Genomic DNA, 25,767 nt, shown 5'->3' with positions numbered 1-25,767 from the left:
GGTCTACGCGACGACCTCGAGGACCCGCTCGGGGATGTCGAAGTTCGTGTAGACGTTCTGGACGTCGTCGCAGTCCTCGAGGGCGTCGACCAGGCGCAGCACCTGCCGGGCCCCGTCCTCGTCCTCCACGGGGACGATGACCGAGGGGACCTGGGTGACCTCGGAGGACGGCACCGGGATCCCGGCCTCCTCCAGGGCCGCGCGGACGGGCTGCAGGTCCTGCGGCTCGGTGCGCACCGTGTAGGTCGAGTCGTCGAGGCTGACCTCACTGATCCCGGCGTCGAGGGCGGCGAGCAGGATGTCGTCCTCCTCGACCTGGTCGGCGGGAACGAGCACGAGCCCGGTCCGGGCGAAGAGGTAGGAGACCGCCCCGGCGTCGGCGAGGTTGCCGCCGTTCTTGTTGAAGGCGGTGCGCACGTCGTTGGTCGCGCGGTTCTTGTTGTCGGTGAGGCATTCGACGTACACCGCGACACCGCTCGGCGCGTAGCCCTCGTAGTAGACGTACTCGTACTCGGCGCCGCCACCCTCCTTGCCCGCCGCGCGCTTGAGGGCGCGCTCGATGTTGTCCTTGGGGACGGAGTTGTCCTTGGCCTTCTGGATGGCGGTGGCGAGGGTTGGGTTCGCGTCCGGATCGGCTCCGCCCTGCCGCGCGGCGGCCTCGATCGCGCGGATCAGGCGCGCGAACAGCTTGCCGCGGCGCGCGTCCTGCGCGCTCTTCTTGTGCTTGATGTTGGCCCACTTGCTGTGACCGGCCATAGCTGCTCCTCAGGCGGGATCGCGGGTGACCACGGCGTCCACGAGCAGGCGGTGCAGACGCGGATCATCGCTGAGCTCGGGATGGAAGGCTGAGGCGAGCACGGGGCCCTGCCGCACGACCACGACCCTAGCACCGACGTCGGTGGCCACGGTCGCGAGCACCTCGACGCCGGCACCGAGGTCCTCGAACCACGGCGCCCGGATGAACACCGCCCGCATCGGGTCGGTGAGGCCGGCGACGTCGAGGTCGGCCTCGAAGGAGGCGACCTGGCGCCCGAAGGCGTTCCGGCGCGCCGCCACGTCGAGCGCACCGAGGCACCACTGGCCGGTCGGGGTCCCGTCGTGCTGCCGGGGCTCACGGGCGAGGAGGATGGCTCCCGCACAGGTGCCGAGCACGGGCAGGCCCTCGGCGAGCCGCGCCTGCACCGGTGCGGCGAGCCCGGTCCGGTCGAGCAACAAGCCGATCGTGGTGGACTCACCGCCGGGCAGCACGAGTCCGTCAACGGTCGCGAGCTCGTCCTCGCGTCGGACCGGGACGCCCACGGCGCCGGCACGCTCGATCAGGCGCAGGTGCTCGAGCACGTCACCCTGCAGGGCGAGCACGCCGATCCGGGGCGCCTGCCCGTCGGCAGCGGGCGGCCGGTGATGCGGTCCCCGGTCGGGAACGAGGGACTCGCCGGGGATCCGGGCGCCCGGCACGGGGTGTGCGGCCTGCATAGTGCGCAGCGTAGCGCGACCGCCGGAGGCGGCGATCCGCTACCAGCCGCGGTCGGCGAGCCGCTCCGCTCCGGGATCGGCGTCGACCTCGATGCCCACCATGGCCGTGCCGAGGCCGCGGCTGGCCTTCGCGACCACGTCCGGGTCGTCGTAGCTCGTCGTCGCCGCGACGATCGCCTGGGCCCGCCGCTCGGGCTCCGCGGACTTGAAGATCCCCGAGCCGACGAACACGCCGTCCGCGCCGAGTTGCATCATGAACGCCGCGTCGGCAGGAGTCGCGATCCCGCCGGCCGTGAAGAGCACCACCGGCAGGCGGCCGGTCTCGGCGACCTCCTCGACGAGGTCGACCGGCGCGCCCAACTGCTTCGCGGCCGCGTAGCGCTCCTCCCGCGGCAGGCCCGCGAGCCAGCGGATGCCGTCGCCGATCGCGCGCATGTGCCGCGTCGCCTCGACGACGTTGCCGGTCCCGGCCTCGCCCTTCGAGCGCACCATCGCGGCGCCCTCGCGAATGCGCCGGAGCGCCTCGCCCAGGTCGGTGGCGCCGCAGACGAACGGCACCTCGAAGGCGTGCTTGTCGATGTGGTGCGCCTCGTCGGCGGGCGTCAGCACCTCGGACTCGTCGATGTAGTCGACGTCGAGGGCCTGAACGACCTGGGCCTCCACGAGGTGGCCGATCCGCACCTTCGCCATGACGGGGATCGAGACGGCGTCCTGGATCGCGTTTATGACCTCGGGATCGCTCATCCGGGCGACGCCACCGTCGGCCCGGATGTCCGCCGGGACCCGTTCGAGCGCCATCACCGCGACCGCGCCCGCGGCCTCGGCCACGCGGGCCTGCTCGGCGGTGACGACGTCCATGATCACCCCGCCCTTGAGCATGTCGGCGAGGCCGCGCTTGACACGGTCGGTGCCGGTGGCGTGCGGCGGATCGGACGGTTCGAGTGAGCGAGGATCGGACACGGCGAGCGACTCCAAGGGTCGTGCACGGACGTTGATGCGCTCCCCGCAGGGTACCGCCCTGCCCGGCGGCGGACCATCGGTCGGCCCGCCCGGCGATCAGGTCCCCAGGTCGTCCTCGTCGTCCTCGACCGCGTCACCACCCTGCAGCTCGGCGATACCCCCGAGGGGGACGAGCTCCACCCAGGTGCGCCCTGCCGCGAGGGGCAGCGGGTCACCGTCGGGGGTGGTGAAGGAGAAGTGGTCGCCGGGACCGGGCTTCTGCCAGCGGGCCTCGTAGGCCCGGCCGTCGCGGAGTACCAGCGCCTCGCCCTCGCCCAGCACACCGAGCTCCTGGGTCTGCGCCCCGGAGGCGTCGGTCCGCGTGCCCGGGGTCACCGGCACGCGCGCGATCACGACGTTCCGCGCGTCCGCGGGCTCCTCGTCACGACGCTCCCACTCGACCCATTCCTGGGTGCGCTCCCAATGCCCGCCGTCGCGGTCGTCCACCCAGTCCCAGACCGCGCGCATGCTGTCCGAGAAGGCGATCTCGACCCCGTCGATCTCGTCACCGCCCTCCGGCGGATCGGCGGGATCGGCGTCGGGGATGTCGCGGTCGTCGATCTCCCAGGGGCGCTCGGCACTCGGCAACTCCTCCGCCGCCGCCCAGAGGGCGGGGACCGACACGAACAGGTCGTGCGGGGCCGGACGGTTCGGGTCGCGCTCGAAGCCCTCGACCGTGCCCTCGGCGTACGCGGTGATCCCCGCCTGATGCAGCGCGTTCAGGACCGACCGCTCGCCGCCGGAGATCCCCACGACCGGGTCGAAGGCGGGCAGCAGGTCCGCATCCGCCTCGCGAGCGGAACGCACCGGGCCCACCCGCTCGGGGGCCGCGCCGTGGTAGAACGCGACCAGGCGCGTCTGTCCCCCCTCGATCACCGCGGTGAGCACGATGTCCGCGTCATCGAGCCCCACCGGTGGCTGGGCGTTGGGATGGTTGTCCAGCTTCACCGCGGCCACCGGCCGGTCGAGATCCACGTCGTCGGCGACCGGCTCGCCGGTCAGCGGCGCCACGTCCACGGGCTCGGGCGGTGGCTCGTCCGCCCCGGCCTCTTCTTCCTCCTCCTCGTCCTCGTCGCCCTGTTCGACCTCACCGTCGTCCTCGGGTTCGTCCTGGTCCTGCGATCCGTCGGCCTCGTCGACTTCCGCCGCATCGGCGTCGACGTCGTCGGCTTCGGCATCGCCGCCAAGGACGCTGCAGGAGGCGGCGAGGACGGCCAGGGCAAGAAGGAGGGGCAACGTCCGCACGGGTAGGGCTCCCAATCAGGTTGTCGGCACGTTTCGTGTGGGGAGGTTCATTGGCGCCGGGTCATCAGCCACCCGGCCCGCTCGCGGGCGGATCGGAGGCTCCGTCCATCCCCGGGCGACGCCGGGCAGCGGCGTCGCCGAGCAGTCTAGGGACTCCGGCTCGTTTGCCCGGTGAGGCGCGACCGGGGGGCTCACGGGTCGTGCAGCTCCCGACACTACTCCACGCATGCACCGAAAACACGGAAAGCGCCACAACGGAGGAGAACCCCATGAGTCGATACGACGAGACCACCGCACTGCTCGTGGTCGATGTCCAGAACGACTTCGCGCACCCCGAGGGCAACCTGTACGTCCCGGGCGGCGACGCGATCATCGAGCGGATCAACGAGGAGATCGAGGCCGCGCGCCGGGCCGGTTCGACGGTCGTCTACACCCAGGACGCCCACCCGGAAGCGACACCGCACTTCGCGAAGGACGGCGGCAGCTGGCCGGTGCACTGCGTGGACGGCACCTGGGGCGCCGAGTTGCACCCGGACCTGACGTCGCCGCGCGAGGACGACCCAGTGATCCGCAAGGGCACGGGCGGCGAGGACGGCTACAGCGCGTTCAGCGTGCGGGACCCCGAGAGCGGGGACAGCGACGCGACCGAACTGGACCGGATCCTGCGGGATCGCGGGGTGCGGCGCACGGTCGTCCTCGGTCTCGCCCAGGACGTCTGCGTGAAGGACACGACGCTCGACGCGCGACGCCTCGGCTACGAGACCGAGCTGGTGGCCGACGCGACGCGGCCGGTGGACCTGCAGCCCGGTGACGGCGATCGCGCGCTCGAGGCCGCTCGCGAGGCGGGCGCCGTCGTCCGGTGAGCGCCCGCCCGGCGCGTCCTAGAACTCGACCTCGACCGGCGAGCGGCTGTCGGGGTCGGCCTCGAAGTAGTCGAACGACGGGAAGTTGCCCATTCCCGCGATGATGTTGGTGGGGATGGACTGCCGCCGGGTGTCGTACTTGCGGACCGCCTGGTTGTAGGCCTGGCGCGCGTTCGCGATCCGGTCCTCGGTGTTGCTGAGCTCCTCCTGGAGCTGTGAGAAGTTCTGGCTCGCCTTGAGGTCCGGATACTGCTCGGCGACCGCGCGCAGATTGAAGAGCGCCTGCGAGAGGTCGGACTCCGCCTGCGCCTTGTCCGCGGCCCCCTCGGCCGCCATGGCCTGTGAACGGGCCTGCGTGACCGCCTCGAGCGTCTCGCTCTCGTGGGACGCGTAGCCCTTCACCGTCTCGACCAGGTTCGGGATCAGGTCGTAGCGGCGCTTCAGCTGCACGTCGATCCCCGCCCAGGCGTTCTCGACCCGGTTGCGGAGCTTCACGAGGCCGTTGTAGCCGAGCACGAAGACGCCGATGACGACAACGGCGATGACGGCAACGATCACGAGCTCCACGGTCCCTCCTTCGCGCGACGGAAACGGCCCGGCCCGCCGACATGCGCCGACGCACCTGGCCAGAGTGTACGCACCGCGCGACCGGTAGCGCGGCACCCGGTGAAGGTTCGGCCCTCAGCCGGCACCGGCCTCGCGGTAGACCGCCACGACCCGCTCGGCGATGCGCGGCCAGCTGTACTCGGCGGCGCGCTCCCGGCCGGCGGTCCCGAGGCGCTTCCGTGCCGCGGGGTCGTCGAGCAGCGCGCCCATCGCCTCGGCGAGCGCCGCGGCATGGCCGGCCGGGACGAGCACGCCTTCATGCTGGTGCCGGCAGACCGCCCGGAATCCGGGGATGTCGCTCGCCACGACCGGCAGCCCGGCCGCCATGGCCTCCAACAACACGATCCCGAACGACTCGCCACCAAGGTTCGGCGCCGCGAAGAGGTCCGCGCTCGCCAGCAGCCGGGCCTTCTCCTCGTCGTCCACGGCGCCCGCGAACCGCGCCCGGCCCCCCGGGAGATCCCCGACGAGGCGTTCGGCGCGCCGACGCTCCGGACCGTCGCCGACGACCAGCAGGCGCGCGTGGGGATGGGTGCGATGCAGCAACCGGAACGCCCGCAGGAGCACCTCGGCGCCTTTGCGCGCCTCCAGGCGGCCGACGAACACGATCAACGGTTCGCTCGGGTCCAACAGCTCGGGGCGCGGCAGTGCGCGTCCCAGCCGATCGGCCGACACCCCGTTCGGGATCACGGTGAGCTCGTCCGCGTCGAGCCCGAGCGTCCGCGCCGCGTACCTCTCGGCGACCGGGGACACGGCGAGGCGAGCGTCGAGCCCGCGCACCACTCGGCGGCCGAGCGGCGCGATCGCCCGGTAGGCCGCCTCCCGGTCTGACCAGGCGTGAAACGTGCCCACGACCGGGCTGGGGCTGCGTGCGGCCGCCGCGAGCGCGACCGAGGGCACGAGCGGCTCGTGGACGTGCACGACGTCCGGACGCCACGCCCTGAGGGCACGGACGGTCCGCCGCGCGGCCGCGGGGCTGAGCGCGACCCGGGCGACCGAGTCGTTGAACGGGATGCCCACCGCCCGACCCACCGGCCGCACCAGCGCATCGACGCCGCTCGCCCCGAGCGGTCGGGAGGCGGGCGCGATGATGCGAACATCGTGGTCCTCCTGCAGGGCAGCGCCCAGCGCGGCGACGTGCGCACGCACCCCGCCGTGCGAGGACCAGTCGTAGGGGCACACCAGCGCGACCCTCATGGGCGCGCCGACCTGTCGGCCCGAACCGCTGACGTCCGCGCGCCGCTGCCGCCCGCTCGAGCGCGCCCACCGTCCCGGTGGTCCGGCTGGTCCCAGATCGGCTGGAACGCGTGCCACTGGTCGGGATCGAGGCCGACGAGCGCCTCGAGTCCGACAGCCACCGCCCGCTGGCCTTCCGTGACCCCAAGGTGGGCGACGTCGATGGCGGGCAAGACCTGCAGGTGCCAAGAGCGCCCCGGGCGCTGCAGCATCGTGATCGGCACGATCGGTGCGCCGGATTGGCGGGCGAGGGCCGCGGGGCCCGGGGGCAGGGGCGCCGGTTCCCCGAACAGCCGGACCCGTGGGGCCCGCCCCGACAGGTCGCGGTCGGCGAGCAGCCCCACCAGATGGTTCGCCTCGAGCGCCTCGAGCAGCCGCTCCGTGACCCCCGCCCGGCCACCCGGTGCCCGGGGACGCAGGGGCACAACCTCGAGCCCCATGGCCTCCCGCAACGCCACGAAGCGCGCGAAGAGCGCACGGGGGCGGACCACCTCGGCCACCACCGCGAGGTGGTAGCGATGGCTCTCGGCCCATCGCGCCGCGATGTCCCAGGAGCCGTGGTGGGCGAGCAGCACGATCACGCCCCGGCCACGGTCGAGTGCGGCATCGAGGTGTTCGAAGCCCGCGGTCGTGGTCCGCCGATCCAGCTCGCCGGGGTCGAGGTCCGCAGCGCGGAACGACTCCGCCCAGTACCGCCCGTAGGACCGGAAGGCGCGCGCGACGACCTCCTCGCGCTGCTCGGGTGCGACGACGCGGCCGAGATTCGCCGTGACGCGCCGGCGCAACGGCGGCGACAGGTGTCGCAGGAGCGCGCCCGCCCCCTCGGCCAGTCCGAACGCGATGGACTCCGGCATCACCCGCAACATCGTCCACGCGGCCAGCCACAAACGTCCCATGAGCCGCTCGCCGACTCGGTCCCGGCGGCCGCCCCCGGCAGGCACCCGATCGATCGCCCCCGGGCGGCGGTCGACCGGCGTGTACCGCCATCCCGACCCGCGGTACCGCTCGCGATCGTGCCGCCGCGGCCCGTGGCCGCGCGCGACATCGGTCATCGGGCGCTCCTGCGCGCGCGGCGCGCACGCGCGCCGTCGCGACGGGACGCCCGCGCATCGTCCGCCGCGTGACGAGCAGCCCGGCGTGCCCGCCGGCGCGCGCTTCGGCGGGCCGCGACGGGAGTGGGCGGGCCGTGGACGGCGGCCGCGGGTCGCTGCGCCTGCTCGCGCACCGCGATCACGCGCTGCAGCACCGTGGCGACGCCACCGACCGCCAACACCACGACGGCGACGGGGACGAGGTCGAAGACGACACCCACGACGAGGATGACCATGCGCTCGGGCCGCTCCAGCAGTCCGACGCTCGCCCGCCAACCGAGCGACTCGGCCTTGGCCCTGACGTACGAGGTGATGAGCGCAGCGGCGAACGCCACCAACGCGATCGCGAGCAGCACGGGGCGATCGGCCACGAGCCAGACGAGCAGCCCGAACACCGCCGCGTCCCCCACCCGGTCGGCGACACTGTCGAAGAACGAGCCGAAGCGTGTGGGTCGCCCCTGCTCCCGGGCCACCGCACCGTCGACCGCGTCGGTCAGGAGCCCGGTGGCCATGACGAGGCCGCCAATGACGGGGGCTCCGGCAACCACCACCCCGACTCCGATGAGCGTCACGACGAGACCGAGGGCCGTGAGCGCGTTCGCGGTCACGCCCACACGCACGCAGGCCCGGGCGACCGGAACGGTCAACCGCTCGGTCACCCTCCGACCATGAGCGTTCAGCACGCTGACTCCTCGGGTGCGGGCACCGTACGCATCCGCGCCGGGTGCGTGAGACCGTTGGAGGGTAGCAATGCCTCCGCCCCACCGAACGGGAGCAGTAAAGCACCCCGACTGCGCGAGAATACCGGCCAACAACCATGAGACAGCGAGGTGCAGATGGCCGCCGAGACCACCGACGAGCAGATCACCGCCGCCGAGCGCTGGGGCGCCCACAACTACGCGCCGCTGCCGGTCGTGCTCGCCGAGGGCGAGGGCTCATGGGTCACCGACGTCGAAGGCCGGCGCTACCTCGACCTGCTGGCCGCCTACAGCGCCTTGAACTTCGGGCACCGCCACCCACGGTTGGTCGACGCCGCCCGCCGGCAGCTCGACCGTCTCACGCTGACGAGCCGGGCCTTCCACGCCGAAGGGCTCGGCGAGTTCTGCCGGGACCTCGCCGAGCTGTGCGGCCTCGACTCCGTGCTCCCGATGAACACGGGCGCGGAAGGGGTCGAGACCGCGATCAAGATCGCTCGGCGCTGGGGCTACGAGCAGAAGGGCATCGCCTCCGACCGCGCGGTGATCGTGGCGTGTGACGGCAACTTCCACGGGCGGACGACGACGATCGTCTCCTTCTCGACCGACGGCGAGGCGCGTCGCGGCTTCGGTCCCTTCACCCCCGGCTTCGAGGTGGTGCCCTACGGGGACGCGGACGCTCTGGACGAGGCGCTCGCCTCCCCCGACGTGGCCGGGTTCCTCTTCGAGCCCGTGCAGGGGGAGGCCGGCGTCGTGACCCCGCCCGACGGGTTCCTGCGCCGCGCCCGCGAGGCGTGCGATCGGCACGGGGTCCTGCTCATCGCGGACGAGATCCAGTCGGGCCTCGGACGGGCCGGGTACACGTTCGCCTGTGAGCACGAAGGCGTGCAGCCCGACGTCTACATCCTCGGGAAGGCACTGGGAGGCGGGATCATGCCCCTGTCCGCGGTGGTGGCGACCGCGGAGGTGATGGCCCCGATCACCCCGGGCTCGCACGGCTCGACGTTCGGGGGCAACCCCCTCGCCGTCGCGGTCGGTCGCGAGGTGCTCGCCATGCTGCGCTCCGGCGAGCCGCAGGCCCGCTCGGCCAAGCTCGGGCCACGATTCGTCGAGGGCCTGCGGGCGCTCGACGCGCCCGACGTCGTCGGCGTGCGCGGACGCGGGCTGTGGGCGGGGGTCGACCTCGCTCCCGGTACGCCCCCGGGCAAGGAGCGCTGCCGCCGTCTGCTGAGCGAGGGCGTTCTCGCGAAGGACACCCACGAGCGCACCCTGCGCTTCGCGCCGCCGTTGACGATCGACGAGGAGGACCTCGACCTCGCGCTGGAGCGGATCGGTCGAGCGCTGGCCTGAACTGCTACAGGATCTTGGCCAGGAAGTCGCGCAGCCGCTCGCTCGATGGCGCGTCGAACAACTGCGCGGGCGGCCCGTCCTCGATGATGCGGCCCTCGTCCATGAAGACGAGGCGGTCGGCGACCTCACGGGCGAAGCCCATCTCGTGGGTGACGATGACCATGGTCATGCCTCGGTCGGCCAGCCCGCGCATCACGTCGAGCACGCCCTTCACCAGTTCCGGGTCGAGCGCGCTCGTGACCTCGTCGAACAGCATGACCTCGGGATCCATCGCGAGCGCCCGCGCGATCGCGACCCGCTGCTGCTGACCGCCCGACAGCTGCGCGGGCCGGCTCTCGGCCTTGTCGGCGAGGCCGACCTCGGCGAGCCGCTCGCGACCGAGGCGGTCGGCCTCCCCCTTGCTGACGCCCTTCACGCGCCGCAGCGCGAGCGCCACGTTGGCGAGTGCCGTCATGTGCGGGAAGAGGTTGAACTGCTGGAACACCATGCCCACGCGCTGGCGGATCGAGTCGATGTCGGCCCCGCGGCCCATGAGGTCCTCGCCGTCGATCTCGACCGAGCCGCCGGTCGGCTCCTCCAGCCGGTTGATGCAGCGCAACATGGTCGACTTGCCCGAACCCGACGGGCCGATGACGCACACGACCTCACCCGGATAGATCTCCAGGTCGATGTCGCGCAGCACCTCGAGGTGGCCGAACGACTTGTGCAGGTTGCGCAGGGCCACACGCGGGACACCGCCGGACCCCGCGCTCATGAGCGGGCCACTCCCCCGCCACGACCGACCGAGCCGGCCGACACCGGGACCGACGACTGCGGTTTGCCTTCGCGCAGCCGCTTGTCCCACCAGTTCACGAGGTAGGTCAGCGGCACCGTGATGATGAGGTAGCAGAGCCCGGCGGCGACGATCGCCGACGCGTTGCCGGTGTCCTGGGTCACCGACTGTCCGATGCGGTACAGCTCGCGGCTGCCGACGGTCGTGCCGATGATGAACACGAGGCTCGAGTCCTTGATCAACGCGATGAACTCGTTCGTGAGCGGAGGGAGCACCCGCCGCACGCCCTGCGGGATGATGACCAGCCACATCGCCTGCAGGTACCCCATCCCGACCGAGCGTGCGGCCTCCATCTGGCCCTTGTCCACCGACTGGATGCCCGCGCGGAAGATCTCGGTGATGTAGGCAGTCGCCACGAGCGTGAGCGCCGCGATGGCCGCGAGCAGCTGCTCGCGACCGAACGGGCGGAAACCCGCGATCGGCATGCCGATGCCCACGAAGAAGATGACGAGGATCGCCGGCAGGCCGCGGAAGATGTCGATGTAGACCTGGGCGGGGGCCTTCAACCACCACCGCCGGGAGATGCGCATCAGCGCGAGCACCATCCCGAACACCAAGCCGAGGGCCATCGCCGAGAACGAGATGAGGATCGTGTTGCGCAGGCCCTCGGTGAGCAGATCCGGCAGGACCCGCGCGAAGACCTCCGGGTTGAACAGCAGGCGGACGACCCGCTCGAGGGCGGTCTCCTCCATCGCGGCTCCTCACACGGCGCGGCTTGCGGCGGCCGGTCGCGGGATCGGGCGTGGCGCGATGGGGGCCGGGGCGAGGCGGCGCCCCGGCCCCCCGTCATGCGCGAGGCCCGCGAGTCAGTTCCGGAACTGCTCGGGCACCTCGCCCTCGAACCACTCGGTGTAGATCTCCTCGTAGGTCCCGTCCTCGATGATCTCGGCGATCGCGTCGCTGATCGCTGCGCGCAGGTTGTCCGCCCCCTGCTGGACGCCGATGCCGTACTCCTCGCCGGTGTCGACCTCCTCGACGAGGTCGAGGGCGTCGGAGTCCTCCGCCGCCTCGCTGGCCACCGGCAGGTCCCCGAGGACGGCGTCGATCTGATCGCCCTCCAGGGCACTGAACGCCGCGGGGTACGAGTCGTACTCGACGATCTCGGACTCGGTGAAGTTCTCGGTCGCGTAGTCCAGGCCGGTGGTACCGGCCTGCGCGCCGACATCGGCGCCGTCGAGGTCGTCGACCCCGGCGATGTCCGAGTCCTCGACCACCACGAGCGCCTGATTCGCCGCGAAGTACGGGTCGGTGAAGTCGATGGTCTCCATCCGCTCCTCGGTGATCGTGATCGCCGAGATGATCGTGTCGAACTCGTCGGACGCCAACTGCGTGAAGATCGTGTCGAAGCTCGCGTCCTGGAACTCCACCTCCACGCCGAGCCGGTCCGCGATCTCGTTCATGAGGTCGATGTCGAAGCCGTCCGGCTCCCCGTCGTCGTCGATGAACTCGAACGGCGGGAACTCCAGATCGCTGCCGACCAACATCTCACCGTCCTCGGCGAGCTCGAGGTCGCCCGTGTCGACCTCGGCCTCCTCGTCGGGCGCGTTCTGGTCCTCCTCGTCTTCCTCGTCCTCGGCCTCCTCGTCGGGCGCGTCCTCGGCCTCCTCGTCGGCCGCGTCGTCGTCGCACGCGGCCAACATCACGGCCAGCAGCCCCATGACCGCAGCCAACCACCACACACGCACTCGCATCATGACCCCCAGACGATCGCTGGCTCGAGCATCAGCGGAACGAACCATACCGATCGTAGGTTACGGGCCCGAGTCGGCGCGCACGAGCCGACGACGGTCAGCACCGCGGTCGCGAGCCGCTCGGCTCGAGCACCGAGGTGCGAAGCCGCTGGGCTCAGAACTGCGGTGCGAGCCGCTCGTAGGTCTCCTCCAGCATCTGGGGGAGCACCTTCGTCTGGCCGATCACCGGCATGAAGTTCGTGTCGCCGCCCCACCGGGGCACGACGTGCTGATGCACGTGCTCGGCGATGCCCGCCCCGGCGATCCCGCCGAGGTTCATCCCCAGGTTGAAGCCGTGCGGCCCGCTCGCCGCCCGCAACGCCCCGACCGCACGCTGGGTCTCCCGGCCGAGCTCGGCGAGCTCCCCCTCGTCCAGATCCGCGAGATCGGGCACGTGGCGATACGGGACGATCATGAGGTGACCGGGATTGTATGGAAAGGCATTGAGGATCGTGAAGACGCGCTCTCCCCGGTGCAGGATCAGCGCATCCGCGTCCCGATCGGGACCCCAACCGGGCAGCTCGCAGAACGGACAGCCCGTCGACTCCCGATCGGGGTCGGCGACGTAGGCCATGCGCCACGGGGTCCACAGCCGCTGCAGGTCGTCGAGTCGCCCACCGGCCCCGCCGCCGGCGACCGGACCCTCATCGGGCGTCGCGGCGTTCGAGCTCATTCGGTGACCCGGTCCCCGACCTCGCGGGCGAGCTCCTCCGCGAACGCCTCGACCTCGACCCCCTTGCGCTGCTCCCCGCGACGCGGGCGCACGGACACCGTCCCGGCCTCGAGCTCCTCGTCACCCACGATCAGCTGGTACGGCACCTTCGCGAGCTGGTGTTTCCGGATCTTCGCGCCCATCGTGTCGTCGGTCGTGTCGACCTCGGCCCGCAGGCCCCTCGCCAGGAACGTCCGGGCGACCTTCTCCGCGCCCTCGTGGTGCCGGTCGGCGATGGGCACCACCACGGCCTGCACGGGCGCGAGCCAGGTGGGGAACGCGCCGGCGGTGGACTCCAGCAGCACCGCGAAGAAGCGCTCGATCGAGCCGAAGAGCGCGCGGTGCACCATGAACGGCCGGTGCTCGGCTCCGTCCTCCCCGGCGTAGGTGATGTCGAACCGCTCCGGCAGGTTGAAGTCGACCTGGATGGTCGAGAGCTGCCACTCGCGGCCGAGGGCGTCGCGCGCGTGCACGTCGACCTTCGGCCCGTAGAACGCGCCCTCGCCGGGGTCGGTCTCGTACTCGAGCCCGGTGCGCTGCACCGCCTCGATGACCTGCTGCTCGGCGGTGGCCCACTGCTCGTCGGTGCCGAAGGCCTTCGCCGGCCGGGTCGACACCGCGATGCGGGACGCCTCACCGAGGCCGAACGTCGCGAACACGTCGCGGGCGAAGTCGATGCAGCCGGCCACCTCGTCGACGATCTGGTCGTCACGGCAGAAGATGTGGCTGTCGTCCTGGGTGAACCCGCGGGCGCGCAGCATCCCGTTGACCACGCCCGAGCGCTCGTTGCGGTAGACGGTGCCGAGTTCGGAGATGCGCAGCGGGAGCTCCCGGTAGCTCCGGGTCCGCGACGTGAACGCCATGATGTGGAAGGGGCAGTTCATGGGCTTGAGCCGGTAGTTCGCGGCCTCCAGCTCCATGCCGGGGAACATGAGCTCGGCGTAGTTCTCCAGGTGCCCGGAGGTCTCCCACAACTCCTCGCGGGCGACGTGCGGGGTGTAGACCGGCTCGTAGCCCCGCCGCAGGGTTTCGGCGCGGATCCAGTCCTCCATCTCCTTTCGCACGATCGCGCCCTTGGGCAGGAAGATGGCCATGCCCGGGCCGAGCTCCTCGGGGAAGTGCACGAGCTCCAGCTCGCGCCCGAGCTTGCGGTGGTCGCGCTTGCGCGCCTCCTCCAGGAGCTCGAGGTGCTGCTTGAGCGCCTTCCGTGATTCCCATGCGGTCCCGTAGATGCGCTGCAACATGGGCTGCGACTCGTCGCCCCGCCAGTAGGCCCCGGCGACCCGCTGGAGGCTGAACGCGGGGATCCAGCGGGTGGTCGGCAGGTGCGGACCGCGGCAGAGGTCGGGCCACACGCTGCCGTCGGCGCGGACGTTCTCGTAGACGGTGATCGCGCCGCCCGCGTCGGGGTCGACGTCGCCGGCCTCCTCGCCGCTGACCGCCCCCTGCCGGGTCGCCCGATCGATGATCTCCCGCTTGTACGGCTGGTCGGCGAACACCTCGAGCGCCTCGTCGGGATCGAGCTCGCGCCGGCGGAACGCCTGGTCCTCGCGGATGATCTCGTGCATGCGCGAGGAGATCGCCTCGAGATCGTCCGGCGTGAAGGGACGCTCGACGTCGAAGTCGTAGTAGAAGCCGTCGGCGACCGGCGGACCGATCGCGAACTTGGCCTCCGGGAACAGGTCGGTCACCGCCTGGGCCATCACGTGGGCGACCGAGTGCCGCAGCACGTGGCGGCCCTGGTCGCTGTCAGCGGGCACCGGCTCGACCGTCTGGCCGTCCGCGACCGGCACGTCGAGGTCGGCGAGTTCGCCGTCGAGCTTGGCGACCACGACCTGGCCCCGGCGCAGATCGAGCGCCCCCAGGGCCTCTCCGGCGGTCGCACCCGTCGTCACCTCGGCGGCTCGGCCGTCGGGTCCGGTGACGCGGATCGCTTCCTCTCCCACGGGGTTCTCCTCTCTGCCCAGGGGTTCGTCGTCTGTGGCGGGTTGCGCGTGCCGCGGGGCGGCTGGGCCCGGCCCGCTCAGGCCTCGTCCTGCTCGGCGGCCTCCTCCGCCTCGACCGCGGCGATGAGCGCGCGCGCCTCGTCGGCGCGATCGGCCGGCACCAGGAGCCGCGTGGCGAAGATGCCCGTCTCCAGCCCGTAGATGCCGGACAGCGCGTCACGCTGCAGCCGCGACGGGATGCCCTCGGCCTCCAGCGCACCCTGCACGATACGGGCGAGCGGATGGGGCAGCTCGGTGACCTCGACCTCCTCCATGCCGCCACGGTAGCGGGTCGGCCCGTTCGGTCGCCCGCATCCGCACGATCGCGTCCGCACGCCAGTAGGCTGCTCCGCGGTCCTGCCCCGGCGAGGAGGTTCGGTGTGGCTGTGCGTATCGTCCCGTCAGTGTTGCCGGTCGACTTCGCGCACCTCGGCGAGGCGGTCGCTCGGCTCGACGCCGCCGGCGCGGACCGCCTGCAATGGGACGCGATGGATGGCCAGTTCGTCCCGAACCTGACCTTCGGGCCCGACGTCATCGCGGCCGCGCGGCCGCATGCCGGGTGCGGGTTCGAGGCGCACCTGATGTGCGAGCGCCCCGAGGAGCTGTTCGAGCGCTACGTCGACGCCGGCTGCGAGCTGATCATCGTGCACCCCGAGTCCTTGCGCCAGCCGCACGCCGCCCTGCGGCAGATCCGCGAGCTCGGCGCCGGGGCGGGCCTCGCGCTGTCGCCGGGTACCCCCGTGGCCTTCGCGGAGCCGGTCCTCGACCTGCTCGACCTCGTGCTGGTGATGACCGTGAACCCCGGCTTCGGGGGCCAGCCCTACCTCGTGTCCATGGAGGCCAAGGTCGCCCGGACCCGCGAGCTCATCGACGGGTCGGGTCGAGAGATCGCGCTGGAGGTGGACGGGGGCATCGGTCCGGACACGATCGCGGGCGCGGCGGCCGCCGGGGCCGACGTCTTCGTGGCCGGGACGTCGCTGTGGCGAGCGGCCTCGCTGGCCGAGGGAATCGAGGACCTGCGCGCGAGGGCTGAGGCGGCGCGGACCGCCCGATGAGCCGGAACCCCGCGGACGCGCGGGGCCAGCACCCCGCGCGGCAGGAACGACGGTGGGCTCGGCTGGTTTCGAACCAGCGACCTCTCGCGTGTGAGGCGAGCGCTCTCCCACTGAGCTACGAGCCCGAGCACGCGAAGGATAGCGGCGGCGGTCGCCGCCCACCAACCGTGATCCCATGGGCTCACTCGTCACGGTCGGCGCGCAGCCACGCCTCACCGTCGACGAGCAGCTCGACCTGCTCCGCGCGCCCCGGCAGCTGCGGGAGCAACACCAGCATCGTCCCGTCGCGCTCGGTCGCATCACGGCTCGCGATCGTCTCGCCCTCGCCGTCGAGGACCCGGAGCTCGTGACCCTCGTGGGCCCCGGGGACGAGCCCCTCGACCAGGACGGCCAGTGCCCCGTCGTCCTCATGGACCCGTGCCCGCACGTCCGTGGACGAGGGTCCGGCGACCCCGTCACCGGACTCGGTCCCTCCGTCGCCATCCTCCTCGGCGCCGGGAGCCACCTGCCACGCCTGCCCGAAGGCGAGCACCTCGGCCGCCCCCTCGCGCGCATCGAGCTCCCGCTCGGCCTCCTCGACCTCGCCCCGCAGGAGCACGCTCCAACTGGCGATCCCGACCACGATCACCAGCAGGATCAGGATCCACGGCGAGGTCCGTCGGCGCGTCGCCGGGCGCGACGGTGCGGGCTCGGCATCGTCCGCACGCGGCTTGGTCTCCACCGTGGTGTCCGTGCGCTCCCTGGCGGCCCGCTGCTCGACGCTGGCGAGGTCGTGCGCGATGGACCGCAATTCGCCGACGCGCGCGCGACAATGTGGGCACTGGAGCAGGTGCGCTCGGAACCGGCGGGCGTCGTCCTCGGAGAGGTTGCCGAGCACGTGTTCCACGGCCATCCCGTCGAAGGCCTCGTGTCCTTCGGGATCCGGTGCGGCACCCACGCCGCAAGGGTACCCACCCCGGCCGGGGACCGGGAGGGCCGACTGCCCGCGGGCGGGCCGGTTCGCCCCGTCCACCCGGCCTTGTCAGAATCGAGTGCGCTGGTGTCTCGGACGTCAGACCGCGCCCGACCGCGCGGTCTGAGGAGCCAACGATGAGCGGCGACAGCTTCGGCCCCGCGATGCGCGGGGGCCGCCCACGCCGTGGAGGCGGCGCGGTGCGTCCACTCCGCAAGGGCACGGGGGGCGGTCCGGCGACCAAGAGTCCGGCCCGCGCGCGGCCGAGCCGCACGCGACGCCATGCGCGTCCGGCACGGTGGCTCGGGACGGCACTCGTCGTGGTCGCGGTCTTCCTCGCCGGGCTCGCGGGCTGGGCCACGCTGCAGCTCGACACCGAGTCGGTGGACGGGCTCGCCTCCACGCGGTTCGGGGAGCCGACCAACGTGCTCATCGTGGGCTCCGACAGCCGCCAGGACATGACCCGAGAAGAGCAACTTGAGCTGTCCACGGGCTCCGAGGGCGGAGACCTCGCCGACACGATCATCCTGCTGTCGATGCGGGGCAACGACGCCGCGCTGCTCGCGTTCCCGCGCGACCTCTACGTCGAGCGCTGCGACGGCAGCACCGGGCGCATCAACGCGTCGGTGAACATCCGCGGCCCCTCGTGCCTCGTCGAGACCGTCTCCGCGTTGTCCGGGCTCCCGGTCCACCACTACCTGGAGACCCGCTTCCTCGGCTTCGTCGACATCGTCGATGCCGTCGGCGGGGTCGAGCTGTGCCTCGACCAACCGATCGCCGATCGCCGCGCCGGCCTCGACCTGCCCGAGGGGTGCCAGGTCCTCGACGGCGCCGACGCGCTGGGCTACGTGCGCGTCCGAGCGATCGACGACGACTTCGGTCGCATGGAGCGCCAGCAGCGCTTCCTGGGGGCGTTGGCCGGCCGGGTGGCGAGCCCCAGCACGCTGGTCAATCCCATCCGGCTCACCCGGCTCGCGCACTCCGGACCCCAGGCGGTGACGGCCAGCGACTCGGTCGGTCCACTCGCGATGGCGCGGATCGGGTGGGGTGTGCGCTCGCTGAGTGGAGGCGCCACCACCGAGGTCGTACCGGCGAATCCCGCGACGATCGGCGGGGCGGCGGTGCTCGAACCGAGCGGGGAGGCCGCGCAGGTGTTCGAGCGCTTCCGATCCGGCGCCGCGCTCGAGGAGGCACCGGACAGCGACCCGATCGACGGCGGGTAGCGCGGCGGCGCGCTGCCCCGGCAGGCAGCTGCCGCCCAGCGCAGCGCGCGCGTACGGGTTAGGCGCGGACGGGTTAGGCGCGTACGGGTTAGGGCAGGAAGCCCAGTGGGTTGCGGGGCTGTCCCTCGACGTGGATCTCGAAGTGCAGGTGCGTGCCGGTGCAGCTACCGGTGCAGCCCATCCCGCCGATCCGTTGCCCGGCGCTCACCGAGGCACCGACGCTCGTCTCGATCGAGCTGAGGTGCGCGTAGAGGGTCTGGTACGGGCCAGGATGATTGACGATGACGGTCTGCCCGTACCCCCCCTGCGACCCGGCGAACGCGACGGTGCCCGAGCGGGCGGCCATAACCGGCGAGCCGGCGGAGTTCGCGATGTCGATCCCGGCGTGAAGCCGTCCCCAGCGCTGACCGAACCCACTGGTTATGGGACCGCTGGCCGGCCACGTCCAGCCCTCGCCGGACGGTGCTTCGGCGGTGGTCGCCTCGGTGTCGGACTCCTCGTCCCCGGAGTCGGAGGCCGCACTGCCGGCACCCGCGGCCCCGTCGGCGCCGGCCCCCTCGTCCCCGGCATCGGGCTCGGGCTCGGGCTCGGGTTCGGGCTCCGCGGCCTCCTCCTCGATCCGCTCGATCTCGGCGGCGATCGCGGCCTGATCCCCCTCCAGGTACTCCTCGTGCGACTCCAGCTCCGCGATGCGCTCCTCCACCTCGGCGAGCTGCATCGCCCGATCCTCGCGCAGCTCCTCGACGTCGGCGAGCAGCCGCTCCTTGCGGTCGACCACCGCCTCGAGGATCTCCTCCTCCTCCTCGAGCCGCTGCGCCTGTTCCTCCGCCAGCGCCCGCGTGGACTCGAGATCCTCGAACACGAGCCGATCACTACGGTTGACGGCGTCCAGCAACGCTGAGGTCGCGAGGGCCGCGCCCGGATCCTCGCTGTCCATCACCGGACCGAGCGCCCCGTTGGAACCGTCCCGGTACATCTCGGCGATGCGATCCTGCAGCCGCGCCTCGTGTCGGTCGACCTCCTCCTCGAGCTCGGCGAACTCCTCGCGCGCGCTCTGGACGGTTTCCTGCTGGCGCTCGACCGCGTGGCGGACCTCCTCGACCGCGCCCACCACCCGATCGACACGCGCTTCGGCGACCTCGAGCGCGGCCTCCTCCTCGTCGACCGAATCACGAGCCCCCTCGAGCTCGTCCCTGATCTCGGAGAGCTCGTTCTCGGTCTCCTCGAGCCGCTCCTCCTCCGCGGCGAGGTCCGAATCGGCCGTGGCCGGACCGACCGAGATCGCCACGGCGAGGGCGGGCAGGAGCACGGCGACGACCCTGGGGGCGATCACGCGACGCCGGGTACGCGCGCGCCGACGCGGTGGGTCGATCATCGTCCCTCCGGGGTGGGGGTCCCGTTGGACTGCGCCGCCGAGATGGGGCTCGGCGGATTCGGCGGGGTCACTCCTCGTCCCGCAATGACCCGCGCCGACCAACGCGGGATCCTACGAACAGCGGCCCCTGGCGAGCAATCCGGGCCTGTGGACGCGACCCGTCCGGAAGGGCAACCCGCCGACGACCGGGTCCGGCGGTGGGGTGGCGGAGGACGGGCGGGCGACTGTCCCGACGACGTCCCGCCCGCGGGGCCGCCACGAGCCTCTCGAGCCGTCACCGAGCTACGATGTCGGTGGGATGTCACACGTCGATATCAGCTCGCCACGCCGCTTCGCTTGGGCCCCTCCCTGGGTCGTCGCGACCGCCGCCATCCTCGGTGGTCTGCTGCTCATGTTCGGCTTGATCTACGGCGGGTTCCGCCTGGCCAACCCGGGCGTCCTGCCCGGCACGATCGTCGCCAATCCCGACGCCCTGGAGCTGGACGAGACCGACACCGACGCGGAGCTCCTGGAGGTGGGCGACCTGCCCCGCGCCGAGCTCGAGGAGGCCGTCGCCGCGTACGCGGAGCGCCGTGCCACGGACGAGGTCGAGGTACGGGTCACGGACAGTGATGACCGTGTGTCGACCACGGCGGAGGAGGTCGGGCTACGCCTCGATGTCGAGGCCACCGTCGAGGACGTGTGGCGACGTGGGCGTCAAGCGAACCTCATCCGAGCCTTCGGCGACCATGTCCGGTCCCTCTACGGGCAGACCGTCATCGCGCCCACGGACCGGGTGGATCCCGCTGCCGCCACGGAATGGTCCGAGTCCGTGGCCGACGAGTTGCGCATCGAGGTCGTCGACGGCGAGGTGACCTTCGACGGGGCGACCGTCGACGTGACCGAGCCCCGCGAGGGCCGCGAGATCGACCCCGAGGGGCTCCTCGCGGACGGGGCCCGGCTCGCGCGACTCGGGGGCGATCAGGTCCTCGAGGCCGATCCCGAGACCGTCGAGCCCGACCCGGGACCCGAGGAGACCTCCGAGCTCGCCGAAGCCGCCGAGCGAGCCGTGAGCGGCCCCGTTCACCTGACGCGTGACGAGGGCGCCGTCACGTTCAGCCGTGAACAGCTGGGTGAACTGTTCGCCGCGGGGGACGACATCGATCCTCCCGAGGACAGTGTGTTCGGCATCGACCCCGAGGACCTCGACGAGGCGGTCGACGACGAGGAGCGGACCTCCGTCGAGACCGATCCGGTCGACGCCGACATCGTGGTGGCGGACGGCCAGCCCCAGGTCGAGGAGTCGCAGGACGGCTTCGCGTTCGACGCCGAGCGGGCCGCCGAGCAAGTCGCCGAGCTCGCGGTCGCCGAGGAGGGCAGCGAGGACGATCCGCGCACCGCCGAGCTCGAGGTCGAGGTCGTCGAACCGGATCGCACGACGGCCGACGCGGAGGACCTGCAGGTCACCGAGGCCGTGTCGTCGTTCACGACCGAGCACGCGTGCTGTCAGGGCCGCGTGCAGAACATCCAGCGCATGGCCGACATCGTGAACGGGACCCTCGTCGAGCCCGGGGAGGAGTTCTCCATCAACGACCACGTCGGCCCCCGGACCCGGGAGGCCGGGTTCACCGACGGGGGGATCATCATCGCTGGCGAGTTCGAGGAGGCCGTCGGAGGTGGGACGAGCCAGTTCGCCACGACGTTCATGAACGCCGCGTGGTACGGGGGCTACGAGCTGCTCGAGCACCAACCCCACAGCTACTACATCGGCCGCTACCCCGCGGGTCACGAGGCCACGCTCAACTACGGCGTCCTCGACGTCCGGCTCCGCAACGACTCGCCCCACGGCCTGTACATCACCACGAGCTACACGGGCACCTCCATCACGGTGACGTTCTGGGGGAGCGAGTGGGTCGCTGTGGAGTCCTGGACCTCGGGACGCACCAACGTGACGCAACCGGACGTGGAGTACGAGGAGAATCCCGGCCTCACACCCGGCACCGAGGAGATCGTCCAGTCCGGGCGTGAGGGATTCAACATCAGCTACCACCGACGCCTCGACTACCACGACGGCGGCGACGACGAAGAGAGCTACAACCACCGCTACCGGCCCGAGCCCCGAATCATCGAGCGCAACAGCGCCGATCCCGAGCCCGACGAGCCCGACGGCGGGGACGACGACGGCGGGGACGACGACGGCGGGGACGACGAAGGGGACGACGAAGGGGACGACGACGGCGGGGACAACGGGGACGGCGACGACGGCGCCAACCCGGAGGGGGACGGCGAGGACTAGCCTCGGCGCAGCCCCCGCGGCGATATCGTCGGGCCGTTCGACGAGGACCCGTGTGCGCCGCCGGCGAGATGGAGACGGCAGCTATGCAGCTCGGCGCCGCCGCCGAACTCGGCCTGGGGCTCGGCGCCGTCGCCGTGCTCATCCTGCTGAACGGCTACTTCGTGGCGGCCGAGTTCGCCTACGTGGCCGTCCGACGCACACGTCTCGCGGAGGCCGCGAGCGCGGGCGATCGAGTCGCCGAGCGCGCCCTGCGGGTCCTCGGCCGACTCTCCTTCATGCTCTCCGGTGCCCAGTTGGGCATCACGGCGACCTCCCTGCTCGTCGGTTTCATCGCGGAACCGACGCTGGGTCGGGCGGTGCGGCCACTGCTGGACGCGGTCGGCCTGCCGCAGCAGACCAGCATCGCCGTGTCCCTCGGCGTCGGGCTCATCGTCGCCACCGGGGTGCAGATGGTGCTCGGCGAGCTGGCCCCGAAGAACCTCGCGATCGCTCGTCCGGAACCCCTGGCCCGGGGCCTGTCGGGGATCACACTCGTGTTCTTGACGGTCGCGGGTCCGGTGATCCGCGTCTTCGACGGGGCCAGCAACCTGTTCCTGCGGCTCGTGCGGGTCGAACCGGCTCAGGAGCTCCACGTCGCCGTCTCCAGCGAGGAGCTGGAGCGGATCATCGCGACCAGCGGTGAACAGGGCAGCCTCACGCAGACCCAGACCGCCCTTCTCGACCGCGCCCTCGACTTCCAGGAACTCGACGCCGAAGCGGCGATGGTCCCGCGACCGCACGTCTCCGCGATCCAGTACGACGCGAGTGGAGCCGACCTGCTCGAGGCCGTCCGCTCCAGCGGGCATTCCCGGCTCCTCGTGACCGACGGGGGCCTCGACAACGTCCGCGGGGTGGTGCAGGTCAAGGACCTTCTGCGCGTTCGGCCCGAGGAGCGCGCGACGACCCCCGTCGCCCACCTGGCCGCCGATCCCGTCGTGGTGCCCGAGACCGCCCCCCTGCCGACGCTGCTCGGCCAACTGCGCGCGGCGCACACCCAGCTAGCCGTCGTGGTCGACGAACACGGCGGCACGGCGGGCGTCGTCACGCTCGAGGACATCGTGGAGGAACTGGTCGGCGACATCCGCGACGAGCACGACCCCACCGAAGCGCCGCCTCGGCAATGGCCCGACGGCTCGATGTCGCTCCCGGGCTCCTGGCGCGTCGACGAGGCCGAGCGAGCCGCAGGCCTCACCCTCCCCGTGGGCGACTACGACACCGTCAGCGGGCTCGTGATGGCACAGCTCGATCGCATCCCGCAGCCCGGTGACGTCATCGACGTCGCAGGAGCGCGATTGTTCGTCGAGCGGGTGGACGGCCACGCGGTCGGCAGCGTCCGGCTCACGGCGACGCCGCCGGAAGGCCCCGAGAACGCGGGTGGTCCCGAGGACACGGGTGGTCCCAAGAACACGGGCGGCCCCGAGGACACGGAGAACGCGCCGTGAGCCTCTCCGCCATCGCCCTGGGAATCGGCCTGCTGCTCGCGAACGGCCTGTTCGTCGCGGCCGAGTTCGCGCTGCTCGCCGCGCGCCGCGCACGGATCGAACAGCTCGCCGAGGACGGCTCGTTCGCGGCCCGTTCCGCCCTGGCCGGCTTGCAGCAGCTGTCGATGATGCTCGCCGGCGCCCAACTCGGCATCACCATGGCCTCGCTCGGCCTCGGGGCCGTCGCCGAACCGGCCGTACACGCCTGGCTCGACGGGATCCTCGCCGAGACGGCGATCCCCCGGCCCGTGTCCGCCACCGCGTCGCTCGTGCTCGCCCTGGGGCTCGTGATCTTCCTGCACCTGGTGGTGGGCGAGATGGCCCCCAAGTCCTGGGCGATCAGCGCGCCCGAGCGGGCGATCCTGCTGCTGGCCGTTCCGTTCCGCGGCTTCGTGTGGGTGCTGGGTCCGTTCATCCGGCTGCTCAACGCCGCCTCGAACGCGGTGGTCCGCTCGTTCGGGGTCGAGCCGCAGGACGAGCTCGCGATGGCGCACGCCCCCGGCGACCTCGCCCTGCTCCTCGAGGAGTCCGCCCGCCAGGGCACGCTCCCCCGGGACCAGGAGACACTCCTGTCCCGGGCCATCGACCTCTCCGGGCTCGACGCCGAGGCGGCGATGGTCCCCCGCACCGACATCTGGGCCGTGGACGCGGCCGCGGACCCCGAAACGATCGAGGAGGTCGCCCGCCGGTCGGGACGGTCCCGGCTGCCGGTCATGGACGGCGGGCTCGATCAGCCGGTCGGTGTCGTGCACGTGAAGGACGCCCTCACCCTTACCGACGACGAGCGCTCGCACCGGACCGCCCAATCGCTCGCCCGCCAGACCCTGTACGCGCCCGAGAGCCGGCCCCTCGAGGACCTGCTCGTCGACATGCGTGACCAGCGGCGCCACCTCGTGTTCGTGGTCGACGAGTTCGGCAGTGTCACGGGGCTCGTGACACTCGAGGACGTGCTGGAGGAGCTCATCGGCGAGTTCTACGACGAGTCGGACCGCCGGGAACGCATCCACCGGCGCGCGGACGGCGTGTGGCTCGTCCCGGGGACGCTGCGACCCGACGAACTCGCGGCCCAGACGGGCCTGCAGCTGCCCCCCGGTGAGTGGGAGACCGTGGCGGGCTACCTCATGGCCTCGCTCGGGCGCTTGCCCCAGACCGGGGACGGCGTCGAGCACGAGGGGACACGGCTGGAGGCCGCCGTCGTCGACGGCCACCGCGTCGTCCAAGTGGCGGTCAGCCCACCGGCCGACTAGGTGTGGTGCCCTGGAACCGGCTGCGACAGCCCGCCGGGTCTCGGTGGCGGGGCCCGATCGACACGAACGCTGCTGCGGGCGATCGCAACAGCCACGGCGCTCACGATCCGCGCAGGCGACGGGCAACTTCGACCGCCACCACGAGCTGCAGGGCAGCCACCGCCACCAACAGCCACAGGGCGATAGAGAATTCACCGAGTTGATCCCGCACGATGCCGAGCACCACGGGACTCGCGGCGGTGATCAGGTAGCCCCATCCGAGCATCATTGCCGTCGCGCGCGTGACCTCCGAGGCGACGCGTCCGAGTTCGAGCGGAACCGCCAGCATGAGGGTGAAAATCGACCCGTTCCCGAGCCCGTAGAGCACGACGAACAGGAACCCCAGCCCGGGCGCGAGCACGAGTCCGCACACAGCGACGAGCACGAGCGCGGCGTAGGCGCCGATCAGCCGACCCAGGCCGATGCGTGTTGCCAAGTACCCCGCGGAAAGGGCAGCGGGGATCTGGGTCACGTTGAGGACCCCGAGGAGCGCCCCTGTTGGGCCCGGGCCCCAACCGAACTCCAGGTAGGCCGAAGGCAGCCACGCGTTGATGCCGTAGTAGACCGTGCCGGCGGCTGCGAACACCACGATCAACAGCAGCCCCGTGCCTCGCGGCCGCGCCGCCCCCGCGCTCGCGGCGACGGGGGGCGACGAAGACCGGGCTCCCCGACCGGCGACCCAGAGTGCGAGGGCGACGAACGGGACCACGGAGAACGCGAGAAGGGACCATCGCCACGAACCCGCAGCCTGAGCGATCGGCACGCCGATAGCAGCCGAGAGCGCGGCCCCCACCTGAATGCCGCCGCCGTAGAGGCCCGTCGCGAGACGCTCCGTTCCGGGAAACCACGCCCGTACCGCGGTGGGGAGGAGCGCGCCGGCGAGTCCCATGCCGAGCCCGACGACGAGGGTGAGGGCGATCAGGTCTGGCGCCCCGACCACCAGCGAGCGCGCCACGCCGCCCGCACCGAGGATGACCATCGCGGCCACCATGGCGCGGCTCGTTCCCAGGCGGGAGACCACGGGGGGAGCCGCGAAGGCGAACAGTCCCATGCAGGCGATCGGCAGCGAGCCCAGGAGCCCGGCGACGGGGTAGCTCAGGGTGAGATCGTCCTGGATGGACGGGATGAGAGGTCCGACGCCGACGAGTTGGGGTCGGAGTGCCATCGCGCACAACACCACGGCCGCGAGCAGCCATCCCGACGCCCGGACGCTCGCTGGGCGACCCAGAGGCCACGAGACCGGACGCCGCCGGGTCATCGACTG

Annotated in this window: 24 protein-coding genes and 1 tRNA gene; 7 read left to right on the top strand and 18 right to left on the bottom strand. The window is 72.1% G+C overall.

What is annotated here, in order from left to right; translation table 11 throughout:
* Positions 1-3 precede the first annotated feature (3 nt).
* The 4 genes from ER308_RS19085 to ER308_RS19070 form a co-directional block, all read right to left on the bottom strand.
* Positions 4-756: a YebC/PmpR family DNA-binding transcriptional regulator gene (locus ER308_RS19085; protein ID WP_131156456.1), complete on the bottom strand. Its 753-nt coding sequence runs from the start codon at positions 754-756 to the stop codon at positions 4-6.
* Between the two features lie 9 nt (positions 757-765).
* Complete coding sequence (gene pdxT / locus ER308_RS19080) at positions 766-1,473, bottom strand: pyridoxal 5'-phosphate synthase glutaminase subunit PdxT (protein WP_131156455.1); 708 nt, start codon at positions 1,471-1,473, stop codon at positions 766-768.
* Positions 1,474-1,512: 39 nt separating this feature from the next.
* The gene (gene pdxS / locus ER308_RS19075) at positions 1,513-2,433 is read right to left on the bottom strand and encodes a pyridoxal 5'-phosphate synthase lyase subunit PdxS (protein WP_276319856.1); all 921 of its coding nucleotides are present in this window, start codon (positions 2,431-2,433) and stop codon (positions 1,513-1,515) included.
* 96 nt (positions 2,434-2,529) lie between these two features.
* Positions 2,530-3,717 carry a DUF3048 domain-containing protein gene (locus ER308_RS19070; protein WP_165492258.1) on the bottom strand — a complete coding sequence of 396 codons (1,188 nt, stop codon included), beginning with the start codon at positions 3,715-3,717 and terminating at the stop codon, positions 2,530-2,532.
* Between the two features lie 269 nt (positions 3,718-3,986).
* Between ER308_RS19070 and ER308_RS19065 the strand changes: the two genes are divergently transcribed.
* A complete protein-coding gene (locus tag ER308_RS19065) occupies positions 3,987-4,580 on the top strand; it encodes an isochorismatase family protein (protein ID WP_131156453.1) in 594 nt (197 codons plus the stop codon).
* Positions 4,581-4,598: 18 nt separating this feature from the next.
* On the opposite strand, the gene ER308_RS19060 is transcribed toward ER308_RS19065, so the two are convergent.
* The 4 genes from ER308_RS19060 to ER308_RS19045 all read right to left on the bottom strand — a co-directional run bounded on the left by ER308_RS19060 (position 4,599) and on the right by ER308_RS19045 (position 8,172).
* Entirely contained in the window at positions 4,599-5,147 is a 549-nt protein-coding gene (locus ER308_RS19060) for a LemA family protein (RefSeq protein WP_131156452.1), read from the bottom strand.
* Between the two features lie 114 nt (positions 5,148-5,261).
* Positions 5,262-6,383: a glycosyltransferase family 4 protein gene (locus ER308_RS19055; RefSeq protein WP_131156451.1), complete on the bottom strand. Its 1,122-nt coding sequence runs from the start codon at positions 6,381-6,383 to the stop codon at positions 5,262-5,264.
* Complete coding sequence (locus tag ER308_RS19050; RefSeq protein WP_131156450.1) at positions 6,380-7,474, bottom strand: phosphatidylinositol mannoside acyltransferase; 1,095 nt, start codon at positions 7,472-7,474, stop codon at positions 6,380-6,382. Before ER308_RS19050 ends, ER308_RS19055 begins: the two co-directional genes overlap by 4 nt.
* Entirely contained in the window at positions 7,471-8,172 is a 702-nt protein-coding gene (locus ER308_RS19045) for a CDP-alcohol phosphatidyltransferase family protein (RefSeq protein WP_165492257.1), read from the bottom strand. The genes ER308_RS19050 and ER308_RS19045 overlap by 4 nt, the downstream gene beginning before the upstream one ends.
* Positions 8,173-8,349: 177 nt before the next feature.
* Between ER308_RS19045 and rocD the strand changes: the two genes are divergently transcribed.
* Entirely contained in the window at positions 8,350-9,558 is a 1,209-nt protein-coding gene (gene rocD / locus ER308_RS19040) for an ornithine--oxo-acid transaminase (protein ID WP_131156448.1), read from the top strand.
* A 4-nt stretch (positions 9,559-9,562) separates the two neighbouring features.
* Here the strand turns inward: rocD and ER308_RS19035 are convergent, their stop codons facing one another.
* The 6 genes from ER308_RS19035 to ER308_RS19010 form a co-directional block, all read right to left on the bottom strand.
* Positions 9,563-10,312 (bottom strand): amino acid ABC transporter ATP-binding protein, encoded by a 750-nt coding sequence (locus ER308_RS19035; protein WP_131156447.1) that lies wholly within the window; start codon positions 10,310-10,312, stop codon positions 9,563-9,565.
* Entirely contained in the window at positions 10,309-11,082 is a 774-nt protein-coding gene (locus ER308_RS19030) for an amino acid ABC transporter permease (protein WP_131156446.1), read from the bottom strand. Before ER308_RS19030 ends, ER308_RS19035 begins: the two co-directional genes overlap by 4 nt.
* A 114-nt stretch (positions 11,083-11,196) precedes the next feature.
* Entirely contained in the window at positions 11,197-12,084 is an 888-nt protein-coding gene (locus ER308_RS19025) for a basic amino acid ABC transporter substrate-binding protein (RefSeq protein WP_165492256.1), read from the bottom strand.
* A 151-nt stretch (positions 12,085-12,235) separates the two neighbouring features.
* On the bottom strand, positions 12,236-12,793 hold the full coding sequence (locus ER308_RS19020) for an HIT family protein (RefSeq protein ID WP_131156444.1): 558 nt from the start codon (positions 12,791-12,793) through the stop codon (positions 12,236-12,238).
* The gene (gene thrS / locus ER308_RS19015; protein WP_205745739.1) at positions 12,790-14,778 is read right to left on the bottom strand and encodes a threonine--tRNA ligase; all 1,989 of its coding nucleotides are present in this window, start codon (positions 14,776-14,778) and stop codon (positions 12,790-12,792) included. Before thrS ends, ER308_RS19020 begins: the two co-directional genes overlap by 4 nt.
* 77 nt (positions 14,779-14,855) lie before the next feature.
* The gene (locus ER308_RS19010) at positions 14,856-15,092 is read right to left on the bottom strand and encodes a putative signal transducing protein (protein WP_131156443.1); all 237 of its coding nucleotides are present in this window, start codon (positions 15,090-15,092) and stop codon (positions 14,856-14,858) included.
* Between the two features lie 105 nt (positions 15,093-15,197).
* Here ER308_RS19010 and rpe point away from each other — a divergent pair, with 105 nt between their 5' ends.
* Positions 15,198-15,872 carry a ribulose-phosphate 3-epimerase gene (rpe, locus tag ER308_RS19005; RefSeq protein ID WP_205745738.1) on the top strand — a complete coding sequence of 225 codons (675 nt, stop codon included), beginning with the start codon at positions 15,198-15,200 and terminating at the stop codon, positions 15,870-15,872.
* A 53-nt stretch (positions 15,873-15,925) separates the two neighbouring features.
* Here the strand turns inward: rpe and ER308_RS19000 are convergent.
* Both ER308_RS19000 and ER308_RS18995 read right to left on the bottom strand, forming a co-directional pair.
* Positions 15,926-15,997: transfer RNA gene (locus ER308_RS19000), tRNA-Val, on the bottom strand.
* A gap of 56 nt (positions 15,998-16,053) precedes the next feature.
* The gene (locus tag ER308_RS18995; RefSeq protein WP_131156441.1) at positions 16,054-16,809 is read right to left on the bottom strand and encodes a zf-HC2 domain-containing protein; all 756 of its coding nucleotides are present in this window, start codon (positions 16,807-16,809) and stop codon (positions 16,054-16,056) included.
* Positions 16,810-16,961: 152 nt separating this feature from the next.
* On the opposite strand from ER308_RS18995, the gene ER308_RS18990 reads away from it, so the two are divergent.
* Positions 16,962-18,047 carry an LCP family protein gene (locus ER308_RS18990; RefSeq protein ID WP_131156440.1) on the top strand — a complete coding sequence of 362 codons (1,086 nt, stop codon included), beginning with the start codon at positions 16,962-16,964 and terminating at the stop codon, positions 18,045-18,047.
* An 88-nt stretch (positions 18,048-18,135) separates the two neighbouring features.
* Here ER308_RS18990 and ER308_RS18985 read toward each other — a convergent pair whose 3' ends face one another.
* Complete coding sequence (locus ER308_RS18985) at positions 18,136-19,380, bottom strand: murein hydrolase activator EnvC family protein (protein WP_131156439.1); 1,245 nt, start codon at positions 19,378-19,380, stop codon at positions 18,136-18,138.
* A gap of 340 nt (positions 19,381-19,720) precedes the next feature.
* On the opposite strand from ER308_RS18985, the gene ER308_RS18980 reads away from it, so the two are divergent.
* The 3 genes from ER308_RS18980 (at position 19,721) to ER308_RS18970 (ending at position 24,464) form a co-directional block, all read left to right on the top strand.
* The gene (locus ER308_RS18980; protein WP_131156438.1) at positions 19,721-21,697 is read left to right on the top strand and encodes a VanW family protein; all 1,977 of its coding nucleotides are present in this window, start codon (positions 19,721-19,723) and stop codon (positions 21,695-21,697) included.
* 83 nt (positions 21,698-21,780) lie between these two features.
* Positions 21,781-23,178 carry a hemolysin family protein gene (locus ER308_RS18975; protein WP_131157114.1) on the top strand — a complete coding sequence of 466 codons (1,398 nt, stop codon included), beginning with the start codon at positions 21,781-21,783 and terminating at the stop codon, positions 23,176-23,178.
* Entirely contained in the window at positions 23,175-24,464 is a 1,290-nt protein-coding gene (locus ER308_RS18970) for a hemolysin family protein (RefSeq protein WP_131156437.1), read from the top strand. The genes ER308_RS18975 and ER308_RS18970 overlap by 4 nt, the downstream gene beginning before the upstream one ends.
* A 100-nt stretch (positions 24,465-24,564) precedes the next feature.
* On the opposite strand, the gene ER308_RS18965 is transcribed toward ER308_RS18970, so the two are convergent.
* Positions 24,565-25,668: an MFS transporter gene (locus tag ER308_RS18965; protein WP_165492255.1), complete on the bottom strand. Its 1,104-nt coding sequence runs from the start codon at positions 25,666-25,668 to the stop codon at positions 24,565-24,567.
* Positions 25,669-25,767 lie beyond the last annotated feature (99 nt).

Source organism: Egibacter rhizosphaerae, assembly GCF_004322855.1.
Taxonomy (GTDB): Bacteria; Actinomycetota; Nitriliruptoria; order Euzebyales; family Egibacteraceae; genus Egibacter; species Egibacter rhizosphaerae.
This window is presented reverse-complemented; position numbering and strand designations above follow the sequence as displayed.

Coding starts and splice junctions, on each gene's coding strand:
- ER308_RS18975 (WP_131157114.1), top strand. CDS start 21,781: ATGCAGCTCGGCGCCGCCGCCGAACTCGGCCTGGGGCTCGGCGCCGTC.
- ER308_RS18965 (WP_165492255.1), bottom strand. CDS start 25,668: ATGGCACTCCGACCCCAACTCGTCGGCGTCGGACCTCTCATCCCGTCC.
- ER308_RS19020 (WP_131156444.1), bottom strand. CDS start 12,793: ATGAGCTCGAACGCCGCGACGCCCGATGAGGGTCCGGTCGCCGGCGGC.
- ER308_RS19050 (WP_131156450.1), bottom strand. CDS start 7,474: ATGACCGATGTCGCGCGCGGCCACGGGCCGCGGCGGCACGATCGCGAG.
- ER308_RS18980 (WP_131156438.1), top strand. CDS start 19,721: ATGTCACACGTCGATATCAGCTCGCCACGCCGCTTCGCTTGGGCCCCT.
- ER308_RS19010 (WP_131156443.1), bottom strand. CDS start 15,092: ATGGAGGAGGTCGAGGTCACCGAGCTGCCCCATCCGCTCGCCCGTATC.
- rocD (WP_131156448.1), top strand. CDS start 8,350: ATGGCCGCCGAGACCACCGACGAGCAGATCACCGCCGCCGAGCGCTGG.
- ER308_RS19025 (WP_165492256.1), bottom strand. CDS start 12,084: ATGATGCGAGTGCGTGTGTGGTGGTTGGCTGCGGTCATGGGGCTGCTG.
- ER308_RS19055 (WP_131156451.1), bottom strand. CDS start 6,383: ATGAGGGTCGCGCTGGTGTGCCCCTACGACTGGTCCTCGCACGGCGGG.
- ER308_RS18990 (WP_131156440.1), top strand. CDS start 16,962: ATGAGCGGCGACAGCTTCGGCCCCGCGATGCGCGGGGGCCGCCCACGC.
- ER308_RS19035 (WP_131156447.1), bottom strand. CDS start 10,312: ATGAGCGCGGGGTCCGGCGGTGTCCCGCGTGTGGCCCTGCGCAACCTG.
- ER308_RS19065 (WP_131156453.1), top strand. CDS start 3,987: ATGAGTCGATACGACGAGACCACCGCACTGCTCGTGGTCGATGTCCAG.
- pdxT (WP_131156455.1), bottom strand. CDS start 1,473: ATGCAGGCCGCACACCCCGTGCCGGGCGCCCGGATCCCCGGCGAGTCC.
- ER308_RS19085 (WP_131156456.1), bottom strand. CDS start 756: ATGGCCGGTCACAGCAAGTGGGCCAACATCAAGCACAAGAAGAGCGCG.
- ER308_RS19030 (WP_131156446.1), bottom strand. CDS start 11,082: ATGGAGGAGACCGCCCTCGAGCGGGTCGTCCGCCTGCTGTTCAACCCG.